The following is a 23710-nucleotide window of genomic DNA, read 5'->3' as shown; positions in this document are numbered from 1 at the left end:
CGAACCGACGTGCTCTTCGCGATGCTCCGCGACGGCACCTTCTACGAACCCCAACCCGCCCCATCAGCTTGACCAAACCCATAGGGGCACCCCCCTGCACCGGGTCACCGACACCGCACGGCGCATCGCCTCCGCCCCGGCCGCCGACCGAAGCCTGCGCGAGCGCATCGCACTCGACGGCCGCGACGACGAGGTGAGAGACCTCGCCGACAACTTCGACCTCATGGTCGAACGGCTCGACCGCTCCTTCGACACACAGCGCCGATTCGTCGCCAACGCCTCCCACGAACTGCGCACCCGGAGGCCTGACGGTCACCGTGACCCTGCCACGGGGCCGCTAGAGCCCCTGCGCGGCCCGAAGTCGCTCAATCTGCCGGAGGACGGGAACTTCGGAGAGGCCCGGGTACGGCTCCGGACCCACCCCCGACATGTCGACAATGCACACGCCGACCCGGGCCACGATGCGATCGATGACGTCGGCGGGCTCGTCGGATCCTTCCGCGACGAACGTCATCCGGATGTGGATGGTGTCCTCGGGGAACCCCGCTTTGTCGAGGTCCTCGTACCGCACGGTCGCCTTGCGGTCGTCAGAGCCGTCTGTGGGGCAGGCGGCGACGGCCGAGCGCAGTTGGGCGAAGGTCGTCGCGGCCCCTGTCGCCGGATGGGACGCGAGGAGGGTCACCTGCGGGCTCCCGGGTTCGTTGGAGTCGAAGGTCTGGGCGATGGCGGCCTGGGCGCCCTTCTGGTTGAGCAGGGCCCACATGGTGGCGCACGGGGCCGGCGACCGTTCCGTCTGGGGTAGGGGCCTCAGCTCGGACGGATGCACGTCACGGACCCCGTGCTGGAGGTCGGTGACCCCGGCGGCCTCGCCCGGCTGCAGCACCAGCTCCCGCAACCGCGCGGTATCCGGTACTTCGCCGACCGCCCCACGCGCCGGCAAGGGAACGGAAGGGGACGGCGCCGGATCGGTCTGCGACCTTGCGGGGGCATCTTGCGTCCCTGCCTGTGCATGGTCGGCAGTCACTGATGCCCGACCGCCGGAACAGGCGGAGAGCACGAGGCAGCCGACGGCCACCATCAGGACAGAGACATGGCGCTTGAACATGAGAGAAGCCCCTGGCAACAGGTCGATAAGACAATCCGCCCCGAACAGTAGCCGTGCCCCATGCCCCGGGCGTATCGGGGCTTGCCGGCTACGGGCGGGCCGCCTGCGGGTGCGCCGGCCGCTGCGGTGGAGGCGGCCCGCTCGGGAGTCGCGGTTGTGGCCATCTCCTCGCGGCCCGCAGCGGTCCGGCGGGGGCGTGAGTGGGTGCGGGGTGTCGAAACGATACAGCTGCGGGCATTGGAGTGAACTGCCGTTCCCCAAGGTGCCCCCCGGCAGTTGGACCGGCCGACGCGCACATCGACCGACGCGTCGTTCCATAGATCCTTAGGGGAGTCATGCGTATTCGTTCTGCTGTCACCGCGTCCGTCCTGGCCGCCGGCATCCTCCTGGGCGGGGCCGGTGCCGCCCTGGCCAACGACGGGGTCGACATCGACTGGTTCTCCGGCGGTCGCGCGGGCTTCTCTTCGGACTGTTCCTCGGTCGCCGCTGTGCCCGCCAGCCGCCCGGCGTTCACCGGTCCTGTCTACACCTCGACCTGCACCACGGGTGGCGTGAAGGAGTGGGGGAAGGGGCACCACCTGGGCGCCTGACCCGGGCGGCTCGCGCTGCAGGGGCGGACCGACAGCGACGTCGGCCGCCCCTGCGGCGTTCTCGCTCCCGACGGGGCTGCGCCGGCGGTGGCAGGGGGCGCCGCCATCATCTTCATCGCACTCGGCATGCTGGTGCTCGGAGGGCTGATCCTCATCACCGGGCGCCGCCCCTCCCCCGGGACGATGGAGAAGAGCCTCCACTTCAATGTCGCGGTCCGCGCCCTCCCGTTCGGCCGGACCGCGTTCTGGGCCGTCCTCGGGTGCTTTGCCGCAGGGCTGCTCGGCTTCGGCCTCGCCGAACTCCTCTGAGCAGACGCACGCCCACCGATTCCGTCTGCGGGAATCTGTGGGCGGCCGACGTCAACGCACCGTGGCCGGCGCCGGGTCGACCGTGAGGGTGCGGGGGGCCTGCGCCGGCGGGGCGGGGAGGCGGAGCGGCGTGCGGCCCGGGGTGATGCTGCCGAGCACCCGCGGGCCCGCCGCGCCCGTGCACTGCGGCAGCGTACCCGGCAGGCCGTGCAGGGTGAGGTAGCCCAGTACCGCGAAGGCGTACGCCTCCTTGGCGGCGCTGGGCAGTCCGAGCGCGGCCGAGCTGCGCAGCCGCACCGAGGCCCCGAGTGCCTGCCGAAGTTCGGCCATCAAGGCGGGGTTGCGGGTGCCGCCCCCGGACGCCAGCACCTCCGTGACGCCGAACGGGCGCAGCGCCTCGGCGATCGTACGGGCGGTGAGCCGGGTGAGGGTGGCGAGGACGTCGGGGGCGGGGAGCGGGCCGACCGCCTCCAGGGCCGTCCGTAGGTACCCGGTGTGGAAGAGCTCCCGGCCGGTGGTCTTGGGCGCGGGCAGCGCGTAGTACGGCTCGGCGAGCAGCCGGTCGAGCAGCGGCCGGTGGACAGTGCCGCGGGCTGCCAGGCGGCCGTCGGTGTCGTGGTCGAGCCTGCCGGCGGTGAAGTGGCGGGCGGCGGCGTCGAGAAGGGCGTTGCCGGGCCCGGAGTCGAAGGCGGCCGCGGTGCCGTCGGGGGTGAGGACGGTGGCGTTGGCGATGCCGCCGACGTTCAGCGCTGCCGGGACGCCCGGGTGTCCGCGCAGCAGCATGCGGTCGATCAGGCCGACGAGGGGTGCGCCCTGTCCGCCGGCGGCGACGTCGCGGGTTCGGAAGCCGGAGACGACGGGCAGTCCGGTCGCCTCGGCGATCCACGCGGGTTCGCCGAGTTGCAGAGTGCCGTGCACGCGGCCGCCGTCCGCCCAGTGGAAGACGGTCTGGCCGTGGGAGGCGACCAGTTCGGCCCGTCCCTCGCAGAGCTGGCGATCGGCGCGGACGGCGAGCCGGGCGAAGGCCTGCCCGATGCGGGTGTCGAGGCGGCACACGTCGGCGAGGGTGGTACGGCCGGGCGGGAGCGCCGCGGCGAGCGTGTGGCGCAGCTCGTCGTCGTACGGTTCGCTGACCATGCCGAGCGGGGTCAGGCGCAGTGCGGTGCCGTCGTACGTGATGCGGGCGGCCGCGGCGTCGACGGCGTCGCAGGAGGTGCCGGACATCAGGCCGATGACAGTGGTCTGCGTAGCCGTCTCCTCCGGTGCGGGAGGTGTGGAGCGGTGGGTCATCTCAGGGGCCTCAGGTGGTCGTCGGGGCGCAGGGAGAGCAGGGCGGGTACGGCCAGTGCGCAGGTGCCTGCCGCGTAGAAGGCAGGGATGTCCGGGTTGCCGGTGTGCCGTACGAGCGTGGTGATGATCAGGCCCGCGCAGCCGGAGAAGACGGCGTTGGAGAGTGCGTAGGCCAGGCCGAGTCCGGTGCTGCGCACCCGGGTCGGGAACATCTCCGCCAGCAGGGCGGGGCCGGGCCCGGCCAGCAGTCCGATCATCGCGCCGGCCGCTGCCAGCAGTGCCGCCTTCGCCGCGAGGGCGGTGCCGGGGTCGCGCAGCAGGTGCAGAACCGGAACGGCTGTCAGGGCGACGAGGATGCTGCCGGCGAGCATGACGGCACGTCGGCCCACCCGGTCGCTGAGCACGCCGGCGGGGAGGATCGCGACGGCGAATCCGAGGTTGGCGACGAAGGTGGCGGCCAGGGCCTGCTGGAAGGTGGTGCCGAGGGTGGCCTGGAGGTAGGAGGGCAGGACGACGAGGAAGGTGTACCCGGCCGCGGACCATCCCATGATCCGCCCGACGCCGAGCACGACGGCTCCCAGCATCTGCGCCGGAGCCGAGCCGTCCACCGGGACGGGGCGCTGCGGCCTCCCCCGGGTTCCCGCGCGCCCGGGCGCGGGCGCGGTCGGGCGTGGCGGTGGGCCGGATTCCGGCAGGCGCAGGCGCAGCCACAGCGCCACGGCGCCCAGGGGCAGGGCCAGCAGGAAGGGAACGCGCCAGCCCCACGCGTACAGGGCGCTCTCGGAGAGCAGGGTCGCCAGTCCGGCGGCGAGACCGGCGCCCGTCAGGAGCCCGAGGGCGACCGTGAACGACTGCCAGGCGCCGTGGCGGCCGCGCCGGCCGGCCGGTGCGGTCTCGGTCAGCAGGCTCACCGCGCCGCCGAACTCTCCCCCGGCGGACAGACCTTGGACGCAGCGCAGTAGGGTCAGCAGCCATGGTGCGAGCGCGCCGACGGCGGAGTACGCGGGCAGTACGCCGATCAGGAAGGTCGCACCCGTCATCAGGGAGACGGCGAGGACGAGCGCCGGCCGGCGCCCCTCCCGGTCCGCGAGCCGGCCGAAGAGCAGGGCGCCCAGCGGGCGGAAGAAGAAGGCGATGGCGAAGGCGGCGTAGGTCGCGATGAGCGCCTGGCCCCGGTCGCCGCCGTCCGGGGTGAAGAAGCGTGCGGCGATGACGGTGGCGAAGGAGCCGTAGACGCCGAACTCGTACCACTCCACGAAGTTGCCGACGGATCCGGCGACGAGGGCGTGCCGGGCGGTCGGCGGACGGACGGGTACGGGGGCCGCGGCGGACACCGCGGGCCGGCTCTTCGGACGGGGAGCGGGACGGGCCACGGTGGCTGGCTGCCCGGGCGGAGTCCCGGTGATGCGCGGGGCCGCCGGTTTTCAGCGGATCGGCCGCACCCCGGGCGCGCTCGCGACGACCCCGGCCCACCTGTTGTGCCGCGCTGCCCGTGGGGCAGGATGGCAGCCCGTACCGAGTGCGTACACGTGCTCGAACGGGGCTCCGTACAGCGCGATCTGACAGGTGAAGAAGTGACGGCACGACACATACCCTGGCCGAGGGTCCCCCTCGCCGTTCCCCCGGCCCCTCTCGCTTCGGAGGGGATCCTTTGAGCCGGGACCTCGTCCTGCACGACTGGGTGGTGGCCGCCATCGCGATGGCGGCGGGTGTCGCGGCGGGGTTGCTGCTCCGCGCCCTGATGCGATGGCTGGGCAAGCACGCGAGCAGGACGGCATGGAGCGGGGACGACGTCATCGTCGACGCCCTCCGCACGGTCGTACCCTGGGCCGCGATCATCGGGGGCTCGGCCGCGGCAGCGTCGGCGCTGCCGCTCACCACGCGGGTCACCGGACTCGTGAACGATTCACTGATCGCCCTGCTGATCCTCATCGCCACGGTCGCGGCGGCCAGGGGTGTCGCAGGACTCGTACAGTCCCTGGCGCAGTCCCGTACGGGGGTGGCCGGATCGGCCACCATCTTCGTCAACATCACCCGTGTCGTCGTGCTGACCATGGGCGTGCTCGTCGCCCTCGAAACCATGGGCGTGTCCATCGCGCCACTGCTCACGGCGCTCGGAGTGGGCGGCCTGGCGGTCGCCCTGGCGCTGCAGGACACCCTGGCCAACCTCTTCGCGGGCGTGCACATCCTCGCATCGAAGACGGTGCAGCCCGGTGACTACATCCGGCTCAGCAGCGGCGAGGAGGGCTACGTCGTCGACATCAACTGGCGCAACACCGTGGTCCGCAACTTGTCGAACAACCTGGTGATCATCCCCAACGGCCGTCTCGCGCGGACGAACATGACCAACTTCACCCAGCCGGAACAGAAGTTGTCGATCCTGGTCCAGGTGGGCGTCGGATACGACAGCGACCTGGAGCACGTCGAGCGGGTCACGCTCGACGTCGTCGACAGCGTGATGGCCGACGTCTCGGGAGGGGTCGCCGACCACGAGGCCGCCGTCCGCTTCCACACGTTCGCGGACTCCAGGATCAACTTCACCGTGATCCTGGGCGTGGGTGAGTTCAGCGACCAATACCGGATCAAGCACGAGTTCATCAAGCGCCTGCACGAGCGGTACCGGGCCGAGGGCATCTCCATCCCCGCCCCGACGCGGACGGTCTCGGTCCAGCCGTGGGGGGCTGTGCTCCCGCACCAGCGCGACGCCTCGGCCTCGGTACTGACAGGGAACGGACTGGAATAGCGGGAGACAGCGGCAACTGCGGCGGTGGGCCCGCAGTCCGCTGGTCGCTTCAGCGGGCGGCCGGTCCGCTCGTCACGGTCGCCCAGCTGCCGCCCTTCACGGCGTACACCGTCAGCCGACGGTTGACCGTGTCGCCGCTCCCGTCGAAGGCGACGCGGCCCGTGACTCCGTCGAAGCCCAGCCGTGCCACGGCTGGTGGCAGTTTCGCCCGGGCGTCGCCGGGGAGGGTGCCGCCGTTCGCCGTCACGACCGTCTTCACCGCCTCGATGAGGGTCCAGGTCGCGTCGTACGCGTACGGCCCGTACCAGCCGGCCGCTTCCGGGTACCCCGCCTTCCGGTACCGCGCGAGGAAGTCCTGCCCCGCCGCCGATTCCTCGGCGGCCACGCCGATGTTGGTCGCGAGGTCGCCCTCGGCCTTCGGGTTCGTCGTGAGGTACTGCTGGTCGAAGATGCCGTCGCCCCCCATCAGGGGGACGTTCACCCCTGCCTGCTCGAGCTGCTGGGAGAGCGGTGCCGCGGTGTCGTGGTAACCACCGAAGTAGACGGCGTCGGCTCCCGAGGACCGCACCCTTTCGGCGAGGCCCGCGAAGGCGCGTTCCGCGGGATCGACCTGCTCGGTACCGACGATGGTCCCGCCGAGCTTCGTGAACTCGGCCGTGAGACCTGAGGTGAGAGCGGCGCCGTGGGCACTCGCGTCGTCCACCACGTACAGCTTGGTCTTCTTCGCCTCGCCGTGCAGGTACCGGGCGGCGAACGGCCCCTGGTCGACGTCCGTTGCGACGGTGCGGAAGTACGTGGAGTGGGGGCGCGAGGTGGCGCCCGCGGCCCAGTCGGGCCCCAGCGTCAGCACGGGGTCGGTGTTGCCCGGTGACACGACGGCCATGTTCGCCCGCGCGAGCGGCGCCACCAGGGTCTTGGCGACAACGGAGTTGAGCGGGCCGACGACCCCCAGCACCTGCGTGTCGGACACGAACCGGGCGGCGTTGGACGCACCCTTGGCGGGGTCTGCCCCGTCGTCCAGGGCCTGGATCTCGAATTTCACACCGGGGACGTGCTTGGTTTCGTTGGCGGTCCTGGCCGCCAGCTCGGCCGAGTTCCTGATGCCGACGCCCATGGAGGCCAGCCCCCCGCTGAGCGGTGCGTCCACCCCGATCACCACCGTGACGGAGGAAGCCGCAGACCCGCCGCCACCGCCGGCCGTCCCACCCCCGTGGGGCGCGTCCTCGTCACGGGTGAGCGTCCAGGTCAAGACGGAGCCTGTGGCGAGCGTGGCCAGCACCGCGGCCAGGACGACGGAGCGCCGGGTCAGGGAGGGCCGCCGCCGGATGGACGCCCGCCGGCCTTCCTCGATCTGGTTCGCCTCGTACGTCGCTTCGTACGTGGCCGGTTCCTCGGTCGGGGGATCGGGCACGGGCGGGGCGGTCGGCCGGTCCGGCACGGGGTGCTGCGGGGTTCCCGCGCCGGACCCGGAGTCCAGGACCGTCGGGGTCCGCGGTGACGGCGTCGTCGACGGCGGCTGCTCCGGCGCCGTTCGAGCGGGAGCGGGAGCGGGCGTCGCAGCGTCCGGTGTCGGTACGGGGGTTGCCCGCGGGTCGGGAGTCTGCGGGCGGGTCGGGTCGGGCTCAGGCCCCTGCCCGGCGGATGCGTGGGGACCGGGCGGGGAGGACCGCAGGACCTCTGCCAGCATCTCCGCCGCTTCGGCGGCGCCCACGCGCTGCGCCGGGTCCTTGCTGAGGAGCGCGTCCAGGACGGGAGCGAGCGAGCCTGCGTGTACCGCCGGCCGGTGCGGCCGGGTGAACACGGCCACGGCGAGGGCGTGGAGCCCCTCCGCTTCGAACGGCGGGTGCCCCTCGACGGCGTGGTAGAGCGTCGCCCCGAGCGCCCACAGGTCGTTGGCAGGGGTCGGGCGCTTGCCCTCCAGCTGCTCCGGCGGCATGTAGTGCGGCGTGCCGATGACGATCCCGCGGTGGCTCAGCTTGGTGGTGGCGTCCGCGAGATGGGCGATGCCGAAGTCGGTCAGGACGACACGGTCCTTGGTCAGGAGCACGTTGTCCGGCTTGATGTCACGATGGACGATCCGCGCCCTGTGCGCCTCGGCCAGCGCATCGAGCATGGCGGCGCCGATCTCGGCCACCCGCTGCACGGGCAGCCGCCCAAGTCCCCCTGCCGAGCTGGGCTTGCGTGCAAGCGAGGGGCGACGAAGGTACCGAGCGGTAATTCCAGCCAATCCCCTTCCAGCACGTGGCATGCTCCTGACAGTTCAGCGTGGCTGTGGGACGCTCCCGGCACGCACTCCGCACACCCTCTGAGAGGCCCAGCGCCTCGCCCACCCCCACCAGTACGTGGCATGGAGGAGCGAATCATGAGGCACATCACGCACATCACGCACAGGACGCGCATCTCACGTTTCACCGGCATCGCCGGGACCGCGACGCTGGTGCTCGCGGCGGCCTTCACCGGTACCGGCAGCGCCCTCGCGCACGGCCCCGGCAGCTCGGCCGTCGACCTGAAGGCCGACGGCGTGATCGTGGTCGCCGGCAGCACGTGCACCTGGACCAACGCGAGCACCAGCGCTGCTGCCCCGGCTGCCCTCACCATCGACCGCACCACGATCAACCCGCCGGGAGGGAATCTGGCCTGCGGTGGCGGCATCGCCGCCACCCTCAACAACAATCCCGCCTTCACGTTCGACGACGCCGCCGGCACGGCGCGGACCGATCTGATCGACATCACCGGCAGGCAGAGCTTCATCTCCTGCCGCTACAAGGCGGTGAACATCGTGTGGGATCGCGACGGGACGAGCCGGAAGTACGTCAACCGGGCCTTCACCGCCGCCAAGACCTCGGGCAGCTTCCTGTGCCCGGGCTCGGTCACCACACCGGCCGGGGACGCGTCCGTCCTGTTCCACTGAGCCGGCCGACCCGTCCGCCGGGTAGCGAGTCGTACCAGCGGCTCGGCCTGCCGCGGGCGGGTCGGCATCGCCGAGGCCGACCCGCAGTACGATGTCGGCGGCCCGCCGCAGGCGTACCTGCCGAACCTGCGGCAGGTACGGTCGCCCGTACGGGACCACCCCATGCAGAAGTGGGGCGCCGGCGGAGCGTGACCGGGAAAGAGGGCCACACGATGCTTGAGATCGCCCCCGGGGATCCGGAAAGTGCTGAGCCCTGGCGCAGCCTGCTGCCCGTGGTCGAGCTGCTGCTCGCCCACGGCAACCGGTACGTGCCGGGCCGTGAGGGTTTCATCGTGGACCCTCGCGGCGGCGCGGCATGCGAGCTGGAACTACCGCTGGACTTCGACCTGTTGGCAGCCGAGGTCACCTTCCCCGACACGGTGGATGCCGGCCCCGAGACGGATGGCATCCTGGACCGCGGGACGTGGTGCCTGATCTCGGGGCCGGGGGAGCGGGCGAGCCGGATCGTGATGCCCAAGCGGATTGGCTGACCGGCAGTTCGGCCCGGCGGGTTTGGATCCGCCGGGCCGCGGCGAGGGCTATGACAGAGAGCGCGTGCCGGCCGACCCGTCGTCCGTCAGCCGATGACCCGCACCGACTGAGGGCCACCGACATAGGACACTCCGCGGCCGGGGGCCAGGGTCGTGACGAAGGTGTTGCAGCTCGTGCCGAGGTAGACGCTCACCCTCTTGTTCGTCTCGTTGGTGACATTGGTCGCCCGGATCTGGAGGGCTAGACAGACGTTGTCCGGCGGATCGGCGATCCGGAACTCCTGGCCGCTGAAGTTGAAGTACCGGATCGTTCCCGCGGCGGCCTGCGCGTTGGTGGCCAGGCCGGCGACCAGCACGGCTGCCGTGCCGGCCGTCAGGCCGAGCCTGGCCAGGCGTGTGAGTGCATGACGGAGACGCATATCGACGTCCATTTCTGGTGAGCGGAGTTCGATCCCGTCAACGATCCCCCGTCCTCATCTCTCGACGGAACTCCAGTGACTCGAACGCAGTAAGGAGAATCGTTCACTCATTCGCCCAATGGGGATCCTGGGCCCGGCACCGGGTCAGGCAGCCGCCGACTCCTGGTTTCGGTCGAGGGCCTTGGCCAGGCGGACGGCCTGCGTGACCAGGCGGGACCGGCCGCCGCGGGCCGCGACGGCGGCGAGGCCGGCCGGGTGCGGGGAGACCACCATGGACTGTTCCACGCAGTCGGCGGCCATCTCGAGGAGGTCACCGGTGCCGCGCGGGTCGGCAGTGCCGGTGAGCAGGGCGGGCAGGGCGGCCGCCAGGACGGACCAGGTGGTCGTGTGGGCGCCGGTCGCGGCGGCGGTGCGCAGCGAGTCGGCGAGCCGGTTGGGCTTGACGGTGCCCAGGGTCAGCTGCTCCCCCAGGTCGGAGCCCAGGCGTACGGCGTCCAGTTCGCCGCGGGCGGCGAGGGCGAGGAGCGCATCGACGGCCCTCAGCCGGTCCTCGGCGTGCCGGGCGCCGAGTGCGGTGGCGACGGCGAGGTGGAGCGCCGGGCCGGCCGGTCCGCCTGCGGCCGCGAGCAGGGGGAGCACGGCGGTCCCGCCCCGGCCTTCGTGGAGGGCGCAGGAGGTGATGGCCGGGAGCGACCAGGCTGCCAGGGTCTCCCGGTCCTCGGGGAGGGCGGCGACCAGGGCGGCGTCGCCGTCGCCCGCGCCGTCCCAGCAACGGCCGGTCGCCATGCGGGCCTGTCCCAGCTCCCGGAACGGCTTGGGGAATCGGCGTAGAACGGTGGTGCGTTCCCCGGTGTCCAGCGTGAGGTGCTCCGGCCACTCGTCGTAGTGGCGGGCTACGGCCGGCGCGGTGCGGCGGGTGACGGCGGCGGGCAGGCCGTCCTCACCGAGCCAGGCCGCGAGCCGCTCCCCCTCGGGTGTGCCCAGGGCCTCCGCCGCGGGAATGGCGGTGGGGTCGCGGCGGGTCCGTAGCAGGGCCTGGGCGAAGTCCGCCGGGGCGGGGGTCTCGCCGAGCCGTGCGTACGTGGCGAGGCGCTCGATCAGCGTGCGCGGGTCCAGGGAGCCGCTCGTGTGGGTGGGGACGGCGAGCAGGAAGGGGAGCGGCCGGGCCGCGATGTGCCGTGCCGCCTCGGCCACGCGGGCATGGGCGGCGACGTGGAACGCGGGGTGGTGGCAGTTGCTGCGCCAGGACACGAGCGCGGGCTGCGGCGGGTGGACCGGTGTCGCCGGGTGTACGTCCAGGACGGCGGCGGCGACGTGTTCGATGCCGGGAAGCTCGCTGGTGTAGTGGCGGGACTGCTCGGGGTCGAGCCACCAACGTCCGGCCAGCGCGGGGCGCAGCGCCGCCGCGAGGGCGGCCCGGTCCCGGTGGGCGTGCCTGACGAGGCCGTCGAGGGCGCGTTCGTACTCCTCGACGCTCGCGGTGCGGGAGTTGAGCACGGCGGCGACGAGCTCCACGGTCTCCTCGACGCTTTCCGGGGCGGGTGCGAGCGGGACCTGGGCCGGGGGCGGCGGAAGGATCTCCTGGTAGGGGGCGGCATCAGTGGCGGGGGCGGCGTCCGGGCCGAGGATCTCCACGGCCCGCGATCGGTGCAGTGGGCTCAACAGGTGGGCTTGGACGGCCAGTTCGCCGCGCACGTGCGGGTCGGGGACGAGATGCGCGGCGGCGAGCTTGAGGGCCCGTTCCTGGATGTCGGTGTCGGAGTGCCCGAAGGCCTCGCCGAGTACGGGCAGCAGCTCGGGGGCGATGGCCGGATCACGGACCAGCTCCCGGCCGAGCAGCACCAGTTGGGCGCGGACCAGCTTCTTCTCGGGGCGGAAGAGGACGGTCAGGGACATCTCGGCGAGCAGGCGGGGGGCGAGACCGCCGGCCGCCGCGAGCCGGGCCAGGGCTTGCTGGGCGTGCCCGGCGACGGCGGACGGGGCGTCGGCGGCCAGCGCGATCCAGTCGGCGGCGCGCTCCCGCTCCTCCTCCGGGGTCGGGTTCAAGGCCTGCAGGAACGCGAGGTACGGCTTGAGGTGGGGGGCCGTGCCGCCGCGCAGCAGACGGGCCGTGCACCCGTCCAGGAGGGCGGTACGGTCGAGCAGGCCCTCCTCGGCGAGGGCGGCGAGCGCGGTCGGCCAGTGGTGCGGGCCGGTGGGTTCGCCCAGCCAGTTGAGCGAGGCGATCGGCTCGGCCGTCTCGAAGAGGCGCGGGACGAGCTCGGCCGTGTACGGGTCGTTGCGCAGGGCGTCGACGAGGGGGATGAGGGCGGTGGGCAGGGACGAGGCCCAGCCTTCGAGGCAGCCGTCGGTGGTGGGCATCGGGCATCCGGCGAGGCCGACTAGCGCGCGGATCAGGGGGTAGTCCTGCTCGGCGGTCGCGGCCCGCGCGGCGAGCCGGTGGGCGAGGTCGCCGAGCCGGCGCGGCTCCCGGTCGGACAGGACGTCGAGGAGGATGCCGGTCGGCAGCACCTGCCAGCGGCGCAGGTCGCGGGCGGCGATCCAGGAGGCGGCGGCCGCCGCACCGGTGGTGCATCCGGCGCCGGCGACGACCAGGGCCGGGCTCACCAGGTCCCGTTCGCGCCAGTTCTCCCAGCCCTGGGAGCGCAGATCGGCCCGCAGCGCCTTCAACTCCACGAGCAGCTCACGGCGCTGCAGCCGGTCCAGGGGCTTCAGCAGTCCGGGAAGGGCGGCGGTGCGTCCGGCCCGGACGGCGACGAGGATCTCCCGCGCGGGGACGTCCGGCTGCGGGGCGGGAGCGGTGGTCTCCTGGGCGGTGGCGTTCATCGTGCGGCTCCGGCGGGGGTGGTGGCGTTCGTGGTGGTGGTGGCGGTGTCCGCGGGCGTGGTGGTGGCCTGCGTGGCGGCTCGCCGGGCCATGCGCGTGGCGAGCGCGTGCTTGCAGGGGCCTCGGCGGCCCCGGTAGTCGGCCCACCACTGGCAGGTGCAGCCGAGGGCGCCGCCGGTGCCGCGGACCTGGTAGCGGCGTTCCCCGGAGGCGACGACCGCGGTGCCCGCACCGTGGTCCAGGGTGACCGCGCCCTCCGCCAGCAGGGCGCGGGCGGCGACAAGGCGCGGGTTGTGGCGTTCCGCGCGGCGGGCGTCGTAGGGCAACTCGCGGTGGAAGTAGGCGGCTTCGGCGAGGTCGTAGCCGACGCGGCCTGCCGTACCGAGGTGCGTGAGGGCGGCCCGTACGCGCTCTACGGGGAGCCCGGATTGCTCGGCGAGGTCGGCCGGGTCGATGCGCGGCTCCCAGGCCAGCAGTACGGAGATCAGGTCGGCGTCCTCGGCCGCCGTGTCGGTGGCGAGGGCTTCCAGGACGCCGCCCTCGCCGGAGAACCCGCGGTCGGGCTCCGGGGAGAGGGTGAGGGTGAGCCGCATACCGGGCAGGCCGACCTCCCACGCGGAGGCGGTGGGTCCGGCGCCGTCGGCCACAGGCCCGTACACGCGCAGGCCGGTCGCGTTGCGCAGGACGCGCTGGAGGGCGGCAAGCCGGTCCGGTCCGGGCAGGCAGACCGCTCCGGGCACGGGGCGGGTGGTGGGGCGCAGCGTGCGGCCTGCGGGCACCACCCACAGGGCGGCGCTCGCGGCGCCGCCGCCCGCGGGGGTACGCGGGAGCGAGCGCAGGAAGCGTACGGCTTCGGCGGCGGCGAGTTCGGCGCGCAGGTCGAAGCCGGTGGTGATGGCCTGGGATTCGGCGAAGCCGCGCAGCCAGCGGTCGGGCAGCGGCACCTTCTTCTCGACGACCGGGCCGTCGAGAGTGGTGACCGTCAGCTCGTCGGGGCCGACGCGCAGGTGCAGCGGGTCGTCGCCGGTCAGCCGGGACAGGGCCTCGCGCAGCGGGTTGTTGACGTCGACGTTGGTGGTGCCGTGGCCGGTGTCGGCGCCGCCCAGTCCCTCGGGGAGCACGTCGAGCCGGGCGTACACCCCGCAGCATCCGGAGAAGGACTCGAAGCGCAGCCGGTCGCCGTTGCCCGTGACGACCGGGTCAAGGGAGGCCCGCAGGGTTCGCCGGTAGTAGCGGGCGGCGGCCACGTCGGCGACGGCGAGCAGGGCGCGGGCGGCGGCCTGGGGACTGTTGAGGAACCCGGTGAAGAACTGGGGGTGGGCCTCGGCCCCGGCGGGCGTCAGGCCGCCGGCCGTCTCCAAGCCGAGGATCCGTCCCGTGCCGGCCGCGGTGGTCAGCGAGGACGAGCCCGCGTAGGCGAAGGTGTGTGCGGTTCGCGTCATGTACGGAACGCTAAACGGGAGCACTGACAAGGCCGTTTCGCCGCAGCGACCCCCGCCCGGTACCGGGGGCGCGACGCGGGTCAAGTGTCTGAGGCTACGTCAGGCCATGGGTGTTCCCTGGGCGATGACCGCGCAGCGAAGTCCTCGGCGCGGCCGTTCTCGGGGGTCTCCGCGAGTTGCCGACGATGGAGGAGACGTCGACGCCGTGGCCGTGCCCCTGGGCCCGCATCAGCGGCAGGACCAGGCAGGGCCCAGCCGCCACGGACCCCGTCCGCGCACTCCCACACGATCCACGATCGGAGGAGTCGAGGTCGCCACGGCCGCGTCGGCCGCCATCTGCCGCACCAGGCGAGTACAAGGGATGGCAAATCGCCAACACTCGGCGTCCGAGACGAGGAGCACCATGTCGCACGCCCGGCCCGCACTGCGCCGCCCGGAAGCCGGGATCGCTCTCGCACTGGCGTTCGCGGCTGCCGCCGCCGTCTTCGTCGCCGTGTTCCTCATCGGCCGGGCGAACGCGCCGGACTACACGGCGACACTGTTCGGCCAGACGGGCGCCGATGCCCTGCGCCTCAAGGCACAACTCGCCACCGGCATCCTGGGGCTGGCCGCGCTCCAGCTGCTGCTGGCCCTGTGGATGTACCGGCGGCTGCCCGGGGTGCGCCGGGTGCCGGGCCCGGTGTCGATCACCCACCGGATCGTCGGTGTGGCGCTGTTCGCCCTCACCGTCCCGATCACGGTGCACTGCGTCCGGGCGTACGGCGTGCAGTTGACCGGCTCGCGTGTGGCAGTGCACTCGATCGCGGGTTGCTTCTTCTACGGGGCGTTTGCCGCCAAGGTCCTGCTGGTGGAGAGCCGGCGCCTGCCGGGCTGGGCCCTGCCACTGGCCGGGGGCGCGCTGGCGGTCGTGGTGGTGGTCCTCTGGTACGCGAGCGCACTGTGGCACTTCAACGGAGACAGCGTGCCGGTGCTGTCACTCGGGTACCCGCACCTGCCAGCGGGGTAGAGGTAAGGCGGTTCGGGCATGGCGGCTACGCCACCTCGGCCACTTCACGGATATGTCTGCACATCACCGCTCGCGAGTGCCAACCCCCTGGCTACGGAATCGGGACCGGAAACTACGCTGGCACCCCTCCCGCCCCGTCCCCGTCCGCGTCCCCGTCCGAGGAGTAGCGTGCCGCCGGCCTTCGTTCACCGGATCACCAAGTACGACCCCGCCGACCGTGACGGGCGCGGCAACTACACCGGCGCCGAAGACACGGTCAGCGACCACGGGCCGGTCGAGGCGGCGTATCTGGCGGCGATCGCCGCGTTCGCGGAGGCCTCGGACATCGATCGGTTGGAGATCCGCGAGCCCTCGGTCACCGGCTTCGTCCACTTCGGCATCCAGCCACCGGTCGGGGGGCACGGCCTCAACCGGCTCTTCCCTCCCGACCTCAGCGGCTACCACGACGGGGCCGAGGTCTCCCTTCCGGTCGCTCTGGAGCTGGTCCGCATGATGCTCCGCGAGGAGGGCGCCTGGTGCCGGCTGGAGGCGGGGGACGTGTTCACCGTGCACGTCGGGTGGGACCAGTACGTGTACGTGGGCAGCGACCGGCCCAGCGCAGACGCCCTGGCCCGCACGCGGGAACTCGGCCTCTTCCCGGAACCGCTGACGACGTCCCCCTACGCGGCCGAGTTCGATGAACCTGAGGTGAGGGAGGCCGCTGACGAGGACTTCTGGGCGCGCGTGCACACTGAGCTGGCAGCACGGCAGGCCGTGCTGCTGGAGGAGTGCTACGTCGGCAACGCCGCACGCTGGCACCGGCTCACGGCGGAGAACCTCGACGCGGTGCGCGCCGGTCTCGGCCCGCGAGCCGTGCTGTCCGTCTGGCCCGACCTGCTTCCCGATGTCGGCGCGGTCCTCGCCGCGCTGCCCACTGAGGACTCCGTGGAAATCGTCTGGGAGGCGCAGGACGGAACGATCAGCCACGCCATCGTCGACGACACCGAGTACCAGGAGTTCTCCGCCCTGGTGGCCGGGGCGCGGGCGGCGCGCGCCCTGTCCCTGTACCTCGACGAACGCCGCCCGCTGCTGTGCGCCGTCCTGCCCGACAGCGACGGCGTGCTCCGCGCACGCTGGTGACCCGGTTCGCGCCGGACGGCCGACCAATGTGCGCGCTGAAGTCGGCCAACCAGGCCATGAGTCGTGCTCAGTCACCCGTTTGGGGCCCCGGGGACCGGCGCGGAGGCCTGCACGGACACGGACACGCTCATGGCCGGCCGCCGTCCTGACCTCTGGCTCGTCGGGCCTGGCGGTCCAGGAACTCGATCATTCGCGTCTCCGAACGCAGAAGCCGTTCTCGCCGCTCAAGAGGAAGAGACGCGAGGAGGTCGACCAGGACTCGCTTCCGTGGGATGTGCACCAGGCTGCTGGAGTAGATCTCGCCGCTTGATCACCTTCACGGAATCTTGACCACCACGAGGCGCCTTACGCTCCGGCCTCGGGCTTGGTGGAGACCAGTACGCCGATCTTGTCGATGCGGTGCTCCGGGTTGCCCCGGTCGTCGCGCCAGAAGTTCCCCGCGGCGTTGTCCTCAGGGGTCGCGCAGGTGGAGATCGTGATCATCGCCCGGGTCGGCAGCACGCCCGGTTCACCGGGGACCGCGGCCCGCTGCTCGAGCAGGGAGCGCTCCGATCGGAAGGAGGTCTTCCGGGTCCCGGTGATCCGGTACTCGTACACGGCGCCGCCCGCCGCGACGAAGACGGAGTCGCCGATGTCCAGGGACGGCAGGTCACGCAGCGGCCCACCGGCGGACAGCCGGTGCGCCGTGATCAGGTAGTTTCCGATCTGGCCGGGGCCGACGCCGCCCCTCTCTCCGTACGGACTGGCGGCGAGTCCCCGGTCCTGGATACGGGTGCCGGGCCAGTCGTCGGTGGTCCCCTCGTACGGAACCACGGACAGATCCTTCAGGCCGATCCCGGGGATGGCGAGGACGCCCTGCCGGGTGCGCACCTCGCTCGCCGAGGGCGGCGGCTCGGGCGCGGGCTGCACGGAGACGGACGGCGAGGCTGTCGAAGCAGCCGCGGTGGAAATCGTTGGGGTCGGAGACACGACGGGCGGGGTCACCGGGGGGCTCGGCACGTTCGCCGACAACGTCATCGCGGAGGTGGCGGTGGGTCGGGGGTCACCACTGACCGCGTCGGCAACGGTGGAGCAGCCGCCCAGCGCGAGCATGACGGTGGCGGCGAGCGCGGTGGAGACGGTTCGCTGGCTCAGCATGGCATTCCGGTTCGAGGGCCGGGCGGTCTCACCCCGGCGTGGGGACGACACCTATCGGACAAACGACGCTAGCCGAGTGAAAGATTCCGCAACAGGGCTGCCGCACGTGAGGTGGGCCATCCCGCCCATGCCGTGGCGGACGATCGGAAAAAGATCGTCCCAGCGGTGCCGGCAGCCAGTCCTCGCACGGCCGAGCATGAAGAGTGCGGACCGCCCGGAACCCTCGAGTAAGGAATGACTACCAACCGTATCGCCTTGGTGGCTCCGTGCAGTCGGTCGGGGCGAAGCCGGTGCACGTCGAGGCCGAGTTCGCGCACTCGGCGAGGGCGGACGGCGCGAGGGCAGGTCAGGCGGGTTCGCGGCGGCCGCGGGTCATCGGGCGCCGCACGACAACCGACCGGAGCAGAAATGGGGTCGTACGGCTGCGGATCCCGCACTAGCATCCCCGGATGCCCAGCATCACGACCCTCACTCCGGCCGCGGGCCAGATCGACTCCGCCGGACTCCTCGTGTGCGACGCCGAGTCCCTGGCCGCCTGCGCCGTGCGGCGCTCCGAGCCCTGGTGGCGCCGGCTGGCCTGCGTGCGGGCACTGGCCGGGCGGGTGCCCGCGACCCGGCTGGACGACCTGCTCGCATGCGTCCGGGACGGGGACGACACGGGGTCGGTACGCGTGGCCCTGCTGGAGGTCCTCTCGGACCACGAGGAACTGCTGCCCTGGCTCCGGCACGAGGACCGGCGCGCGGAGAGCGCCTACGGCATGACGGAGGCGGTGCTCACGGCGCGCGGGCGGCTGGGCGACCTCATGGCCGCGGCCGGGCTGGCCGAACTCGCGTTCAGCCACTGGCCGCGCAGCCGCGAGAGCGGGGACGCCGGGCTGGACGCCCTGGTGGCGCGTCACGGAGCGGCGGCCGTACTCGACGGGCTTGACGAATCCCGGCCCGAGACGCGCGCGTTGCGGGTGCGGCTGCGCCACCGCGCCGGGGAGGACGTGCTCGATGCGCTCGCCGACCCCGACGCCGCCGTCGGCCACCTCGCGCAGGAACTCCTCACCGACCCCGCTCGGCTGCGCGGCCACCTCGACGCCGCCCCCACGGTCGACTCCGCGCTCTGGGCGGCGTACGCGCTGCACCGGCTGACCGAGGACGTCACGCAGACCCGAGCCACCTACGAGGCACTGGGGCGGCCGCGGGTCGAGGTGGCCGGCCTGGCGGAGGACGTACGGCGGGCCATCGTGCACGAGTACGGTCCCTGGTGCGAGAAGCAGAGCGACCCGCGCTGGCGGATCGAGGCCATCTGCACGCAGCCGCCCGTCCCCGTCGACAAAGAGGCGCAACTGCGCCGCGCCGCGAAGGGCCTGGCCGCCGCCGGGCTGGCGCCGAAGCGGCCGGTTTCCTGCGGCGACGCGAACCAGCAGGGCGACGGCACCTACCACGTGATCGGGTACCGGGACGGGCGCGAGCTGTACGTCAGCACGCTCGGCCCGTTCGCGGGCGACCTCGATGACGATCCCGAGGCCCGGGCGGCACTCGAAGCGGCCGGCTTCCGGTGGATCGACGCGGAGTGCGGCGCGGTCCGCGTATCGGGCCTCGGGGTCTACCATTTCGGGTCGCGGGAGCCGCTGGACGTGTTCACGCTGCTGTTCTACTGGCAGGACTGAGCCCCTGGGGACCGGCCGCCCTCCGCAGCCCGACGTCGCCCGACCGATGGCCGACCGCCGGCCGACCGCCGGCCGACTTGCTTGCGGAACTCCTCGCCGGCAGCGCCCGAACGTCACCACGTAGGTGCCGCACGCTCACGGGGGATGTGCCGCGGCCCGGTTACCAATTCCACGGCCAACCGGGGGCTTCGACGCGCGCCGTGGGCCCGGGTGCGGGGCGCGGGCTGCTAGGCAGGCGGATGAACCGGTCGGGTCTCGTCGGCCCACCGCCCCTCCGCACGCCAGGAGACACACACGTGCTGACCCGCGCCCGCGGACGCCGCCTCCGTACCGGACTGTCCGCCTCCGTCCTCGCCGCCGCGCTCGGAGTGCTGCTGCATCCCGCGCAGGCAGCCGGCGACCCCGGTCCGGCTGATGGCGGCCCGCGCCACGACAAGGACCTCCAGCAGCAGCTCGACCGGCTCGTCGCCCAGGACGACGGCCCGCCCGGGGTGATCGCCGTCCTCACCCGCGCGGACCGTACCCAGGTGTACACCTCCGGTGTCGGCGACATCGCGACCGGCCGCCCGCCGCAGCCCGACGACCACATGCGCATCGCCAGCATCGCCAAGGCGTTCACCGGGGCCGTTGCCCTCCAACTCGTCGACCAGGGCCGGCTCTCCCTCGACGACAGCATCGGCGAGCGCCTGCCCGACCAGCCCACGGCCTGGCACGCGGTGACCCTGCGCCAGCTCCTGCAGCACACGAGCGGCCTGCCCGACTTCTCGGCCGCCCCCGAGTTCCTCGAGATCCTCCGCGCCGATCCGCGCCATGTATTCGACCCGCGAAGGCTCCTCGACTTCGTGGCCGGGGAGCCGCTGCTGTTCCGGCCCGGCTCCCTGTACGAGTACTCCAACTCGGACAACATCGCGGTCGCGCTCATGGCCGAGGCCGTCACCGGCAGCCGCTACGAAGACCTCCTGCGGGACCTCGTATACCGCCCGCTGGGTCTGCGCCGGACCAGCCTGCCGCTGGGCTACCGGCTCCCCCAGCCCTACCTGCACGGCTACGACGTCCTCCCGCCCGCCGAACCCGAGGACATCAGCGAGGCTGTCGGCGTCTCCGGCGTCTGGGCCTCCGGCGGCATCGTCTCCACCCCCATCGAGCTGGGCGCCTTCATCCGCGCGTACGGCGGTCCCGCCCTGTTGTCGGAGAAGACCCGCAAGGAGCAGCTCTCCTTCCGTCCCGGCGACTCCTCGGAGCCCGCCGGCCCCGGCACCAATGCCGCCGGGCTGGGGATCTTCCAGTACACCACCCGCTGCGGTGTGCTCTACGGCCACACCGGAAACTTCCCCGGCTACACCCAACTGGCCGCCACCACCCCTGACGGCACGCGTTCGCTGACGTTCACCATCAACACCCAGACCAGCAAGAGCAACAAGCCGGCGCTGCTGGCCCGGCTGCGTACCGTGCAGGAGGACTTCGCCTGCGCCCTGCTCAAGGGGCGCTGACATCAGACCTGACGGGCGCCGCCGTCCACGAAGAGTTCGATCCCGGTGATGTAGCTGCTTTCGTGTGAGGCGAGGAACAGTGCGGCGGAGGCGACTTCCTCGGGGCGGCCGGGGCGGCCGAGGGGGACGCGACCCGTCGCCTCCTCGACGACGTCGGCGGGGGCCTGGGCCAAGGACGGGGTGGCGATCGGGCCGGGGCTGAGGGTGTTGACGCGGATTCCGCGGTCGGCCAGTTCCAGAGCCATGCTGCGGGCCATCGAGCGGACGGCGGCCTTCGTCGCGGCGTAGACGCCGAAGCGCCTGGACCCGGCGGAGCCGGCGGCCGAGCCGAGCAGGATGATCGAGCCGCCATCCTTGAACAGGGGCAGTGCGCGCTGGACGGTGAAGTAGGTCGCCTTGAAGTTCAGGTCCGATGTCAGGTCGAACTGGTCCTGCGTGAGATCGGCTAGTCCGGCCGGCTGACCACCGCCTGCGTTGGCCACCAGGATGTCCACCGGGCTACCGGCCTCCTCCACCGCCGTGTAAAGGCGGGCGAGGTCGGCCCCCCGGGTCACGTCACCCGGGACGGCGATCACCGATCTGCCCAATTCGGCTGCGGCCGTGGCGAGTTCCGCCTCCCGCCGACCGTTGAGGAAGACCTGGGCGCCCTCCTGGACGAAGCGGGCGGCTATCGCCAGGCCGATGCCGGACGAACCGCCCGTCACCACCGCGACCTTGCCATCGAGCTGTCCCATACGTCCTCCGCACGGTGGGGCCCCTGACGAAGCGGGCGGGGGTGCGCTGAGGGTCGAGCAGCGGCCGAACAAAGTCAATGAGCCCGGAACGGCCGCGGCCCCGCGAGCCGGTGGGCTTGCGGGGCCGCGGCCGCGCCCCGGAAGGTGTGCGTCGTCCGTGTGCGGAGCGCCGGGGGCTGTCCGAGGATCAGGGGCAGGTGGACAGGAGGACGGAGACGACCGTGCAGGTGGCGGTCGCGCTGTCGTTGAGTGTGTTGGGGTCGGTCGGAGCGGACACCGTCCGAGTGGCGGTGATCGAGACGCGGCCCAGTGAGAGCAGGCTGAGCGGTACCCGGAACGTCTTGGCCGAGACTGCGCCGCCGGCGATGGCGCCGTAGACGCAGGTCACGGTGGTCCCCATCGCCGTGCACCCCGGGGCCAGGGCGGTGGCGGACGAGCCCGGCGGCAGTGTCGCCGTCAGCGTGGCCGAAGTGACCGTACCGGGGCCGGTGTTGTGAGCGGTCAGGGTGTAGCTGAGGTACGGGGCGAGGAGGCTCAGGCCCGGCTGCGCGGTCAGGTCCACGTCGATGTCCGCGGGCGGGAGCTGGTACGTGTACCGGCCCGCGCCGACCACGGCGCTGGTGCCGCCGGGCGTGGTGACCTGCACGTCGACGGGGCCGGCGGCGTGCGCGGGTGCGGTGGCCGTGCACGTGGTGGCGGTGCAGGACAGACCGCCGGCCGGGTTGCCGGGGCCGAAGGTGAGCGAGGTGGCGCCGCTCAGGCCGGTGCCGTTGACCGTGACGACGGTCCCGCCGTCCGTGGTGCCCGAGGACGGGCTGAGCGAGGTCACCACGGGTACGGGAATGTAGGTGTAGCGGTCGGTCGGGGAGGCCGCACTGGTGCCGCCGGGCGTGGTGGCCTGTACGTCCACCGTCCCGGTCCCGGCCGGTGCGGTGGCGGTGCAGGAGGTCGGGGTGCAGGAGACGCCGGTGGCGGGGTTGCCCGCGCCGAAAGTGATGGCGGCGCCCGCCAAGTTCGTGCCGGTGACCGTCACCGTCGTGCCGCCCGCCGCAAGTCCGGAGGTCGGGCTGATGGCGGTGACCGTGGGCGCGTCCCGGTGGAAGGCGAACACGATCCGGCCGTCCGCGGCGTTGGCCCCGTCGGTCAGCGTGACCGGTGAGCCGGGAACCGTTCCGGAGACCAGGCTGGATCCGCCGCCTCCGCCACCGCCTCCGCCCCCGGTGGTTCCGTACCGGCCACCGGCTCCGCCCCGGCCTCCGCCGCCGTACCCGGCCCCACCGCGCCCGCCGGCGCCGGTCGGACTGAAGACTCCCTGCGCGGCGGAGCCGCCGGAGCCGTTCGGGTAGGCGCCGGGGGAACCGTTCGCGCCCTCGTTGTCCGCGCCGGGCCCTCCGGTCCCGGCCGCCCCGCCGGCGGTGTCGGTGCCCGCGCCTCCGCCCGTACCGCCTTGCGCGTCCGGAACCAGACCGTTGCCATCGGCGCCCGCGCTGCCGCTGTCACCACCGGCCGCTCCCGGGTAGGCCGGGGAGCCGATGCCCGGTCCGCCCGCGCCGCCGCCCGAACCCGCCGTCAGCAAGGGGGTGTTGGATGCCGTGGTCACCGCGACGAGGGCTCCACCGGACCCGGGCGCCCCGAACTGCGAATTCGCGGCGGCGTTGGCGCCGCGCCTGCCGACGGTGACGTTGAACGTCTGGCCGGGAGTCGCGGGGACGGTCGCCACGAGGTGGGCGCCCTTGCCGCCCGGTGTGCCGTCGTAGGCGTTCCCGCCTCCGGCGCCGTCGAGGGTGACCACGGCGCTGGACACGCCGTCGGGCACAGTGAGGCTTCCGGAACCACCCGCCGTGCAGGTGATCGTGGTGACGGCATCCGCCACGACCGGGGCGGCGCACACCCCTTCCGCCGCCGCCGGAACCGCCAGAACCGTCAGGCCGCCCGCTGCCAGCGCGGACGACGCGGCCACCGCCAGCAGCCGGTTGCGCAACCGGGATCTTGGTCCGCGTAACACCGCATTCGATGACATCGAAGTCTCCCCCTCTCAGTTCCGCCCGGCGGCGGCCGGAGGCGAGACTCCTGGGAAGCCGCGGCCGGACGCTCCGGCACGGCGAACCGGAGAGCACCGTTCCGCACGACGCCGCCGACCGTTCGCCCGTATCGAGGACCGCTCGCGGGAGCGACGGCCCGGTGATACCGGCGGAAGCATCGCAGCGGCCGAGGCGCGGCGCGCAGGAAATGCCGGATCGTCACGTCGCCCCTGTCGAAAACTCCGACCGAGAGGCCGAGTTCGCACGGACGTACGAGCATTTCGCGCGGCCCGCCCCGAACCGGGGAACATCGTCGACCGTCATGCCCAGACACGGCCGCCGGAGTATGCCGCCGACTACGACCAGGCAGTCGTCCTTTG

19 protein-coding genes and 1 pseudogene are annotated in these 23710 nt (G+C 72.9%); 10 read left to right on the top strand and 10 right to left on the bottom strand.

Annotation, left to right across the window (positions count from 1 at the left end; translation table 11 throughout):
- Positions 1-94: 94 nt before the first annotated feature.
- Positions 95-229, top strand: a pseudogene (locus ACFV9H_RS23000) (HAMP domain-containing protein); the annotation flags it as partial.
- 108 nt (positions 230-337) lie between these two features.
- On the opposite strand, the gene ACFV9H_RS22995 reads toward ACFV9H_RS23000, so the two are convergent.
- Positions 338-895, bottom strand: a complete 558-nt coding sequence (locus ACFV9H_RS22995; RefSeq protein WP_385401227.1) for a hypothetical protein — start codon at positions 893-895, stop codon at positions 338-340.
- A gap of 545 nt (positions 896-1440) precedes the next feature.
- On the opposite strand from ACFV9H_RS22995, the gene ACFV9H_RS22990 reads away from it, so the two are divergent.
- Both ACFV9H_RS22990 and ACFV9H_RS22985 read left to right on the top strand, forming a co-directional pair.
- Positions 1441-1695, top strand: coding sequence for a hypothetical protein (locus tag ACFV9H_RS22990; protein ID WP_385401222.1), 255 nt, complete (start codon positions 1441-1443; stop codon positions 1693-1695).
- Positions 1696-1782: 87 nt separating this feature from the next.
- Positions 1783-2004, top strand: a complete 222-nt coding sequence (locus ACFV9H_RS22985; protein ID WP_385401220.1) for a hypothetical protein — start codon at positions 1783-1785, stop codon at positions 2002-2004.
- Positions 2005-2055: 51 nt separating this feature from the next.
- On the opposite strand, the gene ACFV9H_RS22980 is transcribed toward ACFV9H_RS22985, so the two are convergent.
- The gene (locus tag ACFV9H_RS22980; RefSeq protein ID WP_385401218.1) at positions 2056-3294 is read right to left on the bottom strand and encodes an anhydro-N-acetylmuramic acid kinase; all 1239 of its coding nucleotides are present in this window, start codon (positions 3292-3294) and stop codon (positions 2056-2058) included.
- Positions 3291-4628 carry an MFS transporter gene (locus ACFV9H_RS22975; RefSeq protein ID WP_385401215.1) on the bottom strand — a complete coding sequence of 446 codons (1338 nt, stop codon included), beginning with the start codon at positions 4626-4628 and terminating at the stop codon, positions 3291-3293. The genes ACFV9H_RS22980 and ACFV9H_RS22975 overlap by 4 nt, the downstream gene beginning before the upstream one ends.
- Before the next feature lie 317 nt (positions 4629-4945).
- Between ACFV9H_RS22975 and ACFV9H_RS22970 the strand changes: the two genes are divergently transcribed.
- Complete coding sequence (locus tag ACFV9H_RS22970) at positions 4946-6037, top strand: mechanosensitive ion channel family protein (protein WP_385401212.1); 1092 nt, start codon at positions 4946-4948, stop codon at positions 6035-6037.
- Positions 6038-6086: 49 nt separating this feature from the next.
- Here the strand turns inward: ACFV9H_RS22970 and ACFV9H_RS22965 are convergent, their stop codons facing one another.
- Positions 6087-8285 (bottom strand): ABC transporter substrate-binding protein, encoded by a 2199-nt coding sequence (locus tag ACFV9H_RS22965; protein ID WP_385401209.1) that lies wholly within the window; start codon positions 8283-8285, stop codon positions 6087-6089.
- Positions 8286-8399: 114 nt separating this feature from the next.
- Here ACFV9H_RS22965 and ACFV9H_RS22960 point away from each other — a divergent pair, with 114 nt between their 5' ends.
- Both ACFV9H_RS22960 and ACFV9H_RS22955 read left to right on the top strand, forming a co-directional pair.
- On the top strand, positions 8400-8948 hold the full coding sequence (locus ACFV9H_RS22960; protein WP_385401208.1) for a hypothetical protein: 549 nt from the start codon (positions 8400-8402) through the stop codon (positions 8946-8948).
- Positions 8949-9160: 212 nt separating this feature from the next.
- Positions 9161-9478: a hypothetical protein gene (locus tag ACFV9H_RS22955; RefSeq protein WP_385401206.1), complete on the top strand. Its 318-nt coding sequence runs from the start codon at positions 9161-9163 to the stop codon at positions 9476-9478.
- A gap of 86 nt (positions 9479-9564) precedes the next feature.
- Here ACFV9H_RS22955 and ACFV9H_RS22950 read toward each other — a convergent pair whose 3' ends face one another.
- From ACFV9H_RS22950 to ACFV9H_RS22940, 3 genes are all read right to left on the bottom strand, one after another.
- Positions 9565-9897 (bottom strand): hypothetical protein, encoded by a 333-nt coding sequence (locus ACFV9H_RS22950; RefSeq protein WP_385401203.1) that lies wholly within the window; start codon positions 9895-9897, stop codon positions 9565-9567.
- 144 nt (positions 9898-10041) lie between these two features.
- Positions 10042-12723, bottom strand: a complete 2682-nt coding sequence (locus ACFV9H_RS22945) for a DUF6493 family protein (protein ID WP_385401200.1) — start codon at positions 12721-12723, stop codon at positions 10042-10044.
- On the bottom strand, positions 12720-14165 hold the full coding sequence (locus ACFV9H_RS22940) for an SWIM zinc finger family protein (protein WP_385401198.1): 1446 nt from the start codon (positions 14163-14165) through the stop codon (positions 12720-12722). The genes ACFV9H_RS22945 and ACFV9H_RS22940 overlap by 4 nt, the downstream gene beginning before the upstream one ends.
- A gap of 403 nt (positions 14166-14568) precedes the next feature.
- On the opposite strand from ACFV9H_RS22940, the gene ACFV9H_RS22935 reads away from it, so the two are divergent.
- Together ACFV9H_RS22935 and ACFV9H_RS22930 are read left to right on the top strand one after the other, a co-directional pair.
- Positions 14569-15171 carry a DUF6529 family protein gene (locus ACFV9H_RS22935; protein ID WP_385401195.1) on the top strand — a complete coding sequence of 201 codons (603 nt, stop codon included), beginning with the start codon at positions 14569-14571 and terminating at the stop codon, positions 15169-15171.
- 168 nt (positions 15172-15339) lie between these two features.
- On the top strand, positions 15340-16290 hold the full coding sequence (locus ACFV9H_RS22930) for an RNA-binding protein (protein ID WP_385401192.1): 951 nt from the start codon (positions 15340-15342) through the stop codon (positions 16288-16290).
- A gap of 345 nt (positions 16291-16635) precedes the next feature.
- Here ACFV9H_RS22930 and ACFV9H_RS22925 read toward each other — a convergent pair whose 3' ends face one another.
- Complete coding sequence (locus tag ACFV9H_RS22925; RefSeq protein ID WP_385401190.1) at positions 16636-17427, bottom strand: class E sortase; 792 nt, start codon at positions 17425-17427, stop codon at positions 16636-16638.
- Between the two features lie 449 nt (positions 17428-17876).
- Between ACFV9H_RS22925 and ACFV9H_RS22920 the strand changes: the two genes are divergently transcribed.
- Complete coding sequence (locus ACFV9H_RS22920) at positions 17877-19085, top strand: hypothetical protein (RefSeq protein WP_385401188.1); 1209 nt, start codon at positions 17877-17879, stop codon at positions 19083-19085.
- 296 nt (positions 19086-19381) lie between these two features.
- The gene (locus tag ACFV9H_RS22915) at positions 19382-20575 is read left to right on the top strand and encodes a serine hydrolase domain-containing protein (protein ID WP_385401185.1); all 1194 of its coding nucleotides are present in this window, start codon (positions 19382-19384) and stop codon (positions 20573-20575) included.
- A 2-nt stretch (positions 20576-20577) separates the two neighbouring features.
- Here the strand turns inward: ACFV9H_RS22915 and ACFV9H_RS22910 are convergent, their stop codons facing one another.
- Complete coding sequence (locus tag ACFV9H_RS22910) at positions 20578-21309, bottom strand: SDR family NAD(P)-dependent oxidoreductase (RefSeq protein WP_385401182.1); 732 nt, start codon at positions 21307-21309, stop codon at positions 20578-20580.
- A gap of 187 nt (positions 21310-21496) precedes the next feature.
- The gene (locus ACFV9H_RS22905) at positions 21497-23290 is read right to left on the bottom strand and encodes an IPT/TIG domain-containing protein (protein WP_385401179.1); all 1794 of its coding nucleotides are present in this window, start codon (positions 23288-23290) and stop codon (positions 21497-21499) included.
- Positions 23291-23710: the final 420 nt, after the last annotated feature.

The organism is Streptomyces sp. NPDC059874 (genome assembly GCF_042731135.1).
Taxonomy (GTDB): Bacteria; Actinomycetota; Actinomycetes; order Streptomycetales; family Streptomycetaceae; genus Streptomyces.
Note: the sequence above shows the minus strand (reverse complement) of the source record. Positions and strands in the feature narration are given on the sequence as shown.

Bases quoted from the DNA above. Each gene is read 5' to 3' on its own strand.
- ACFV9H_RS22990 (WP_385401222.1), top strand. From the start codon at position 1,441: ATGCGTATTCGTTCTGCTGTCACCGCGTCCGTCCTGGCCGCCGGCATC.
- ACFV9H_RS22980 (WP_385401218.1), bottom strand. From the start codon at position 3,294: ATGACCCACCGCTCCACACCTCCCGCACCGGAGGAGACGGCTACGCAG.
- ACFV9H_RS22965 (WP_385401209.1), bottom strand. From the start codon at position 8,285: ATGCCACGTGCTGGAAGGGGATTGGCTGGAATTACCGCTCGGTACCTT.
- ACFV9H_RS22960 (WP_385401208.1), top strand. From the start codon at position 8,400: ATGAGGCACATCACGCACATCACGCACAGGACGCGCATCTCACGTTTC.
- ACFV9H_RS22955 (WP_385401206.1), top strand. From the start codon at position 9,161: ATGCTTGAGATCGCCCCCGGGGATCCGGAAAGTGCTGAGCCCTGGCGC.
- ACFV9H_RS22950 (WP_385401203.1), bottom strand. From the start codon at position 9,897: ATGCGTCTCCGTCATGCACTCACACGCCTGGCCAGGCTCGGCCTGACG.
- ACFV9H_RS22945 (WP_385401200.1), bottom strand. From the start codon at position 12,723: ATGAACGCCACCGCCCAGGAGACCACCGCTCCCGCCCCGCAGCCGGAC.
- ACFV9H_RS22940 (WP_385401198.1), bottom strand. From the start codon at position 14,165: ATGACGCGAACCGCACACACCTTCGCCTACGCGGGCTCGTCCTCGCTG.
- ACFV9H_RS22935 (WP_385401195.1), top strand. From the start codon at position 14,569: ATGTCGCACGCCCGGCCCGCACTGCGCCGCCCGGAAGCCGGGATCGCT.
- ACFV9H_RS22925 (WP_385401190.1), bottom strand. From the start codon at position 17,427: ATGCTGAGCCAGCGAACCGTCTCCACCGCGCTCGCCGCCACCGTCATG.
- ACFV9H_RS22920 (WP_385401188.1), top strand. From the start codon at position 17,877: ATGCCCAGCATCACGACCCTCACTCCGGCCGCGGGCCAGATCGACTCC.
- ACFV9H_RS22910 (WP_385401182.1), bottom strand. From the start codon at position 21,309: ATGGGACAGCTCGATGGCAAGGTCGCGGTGGTGACGGGCGGTTCGTCC.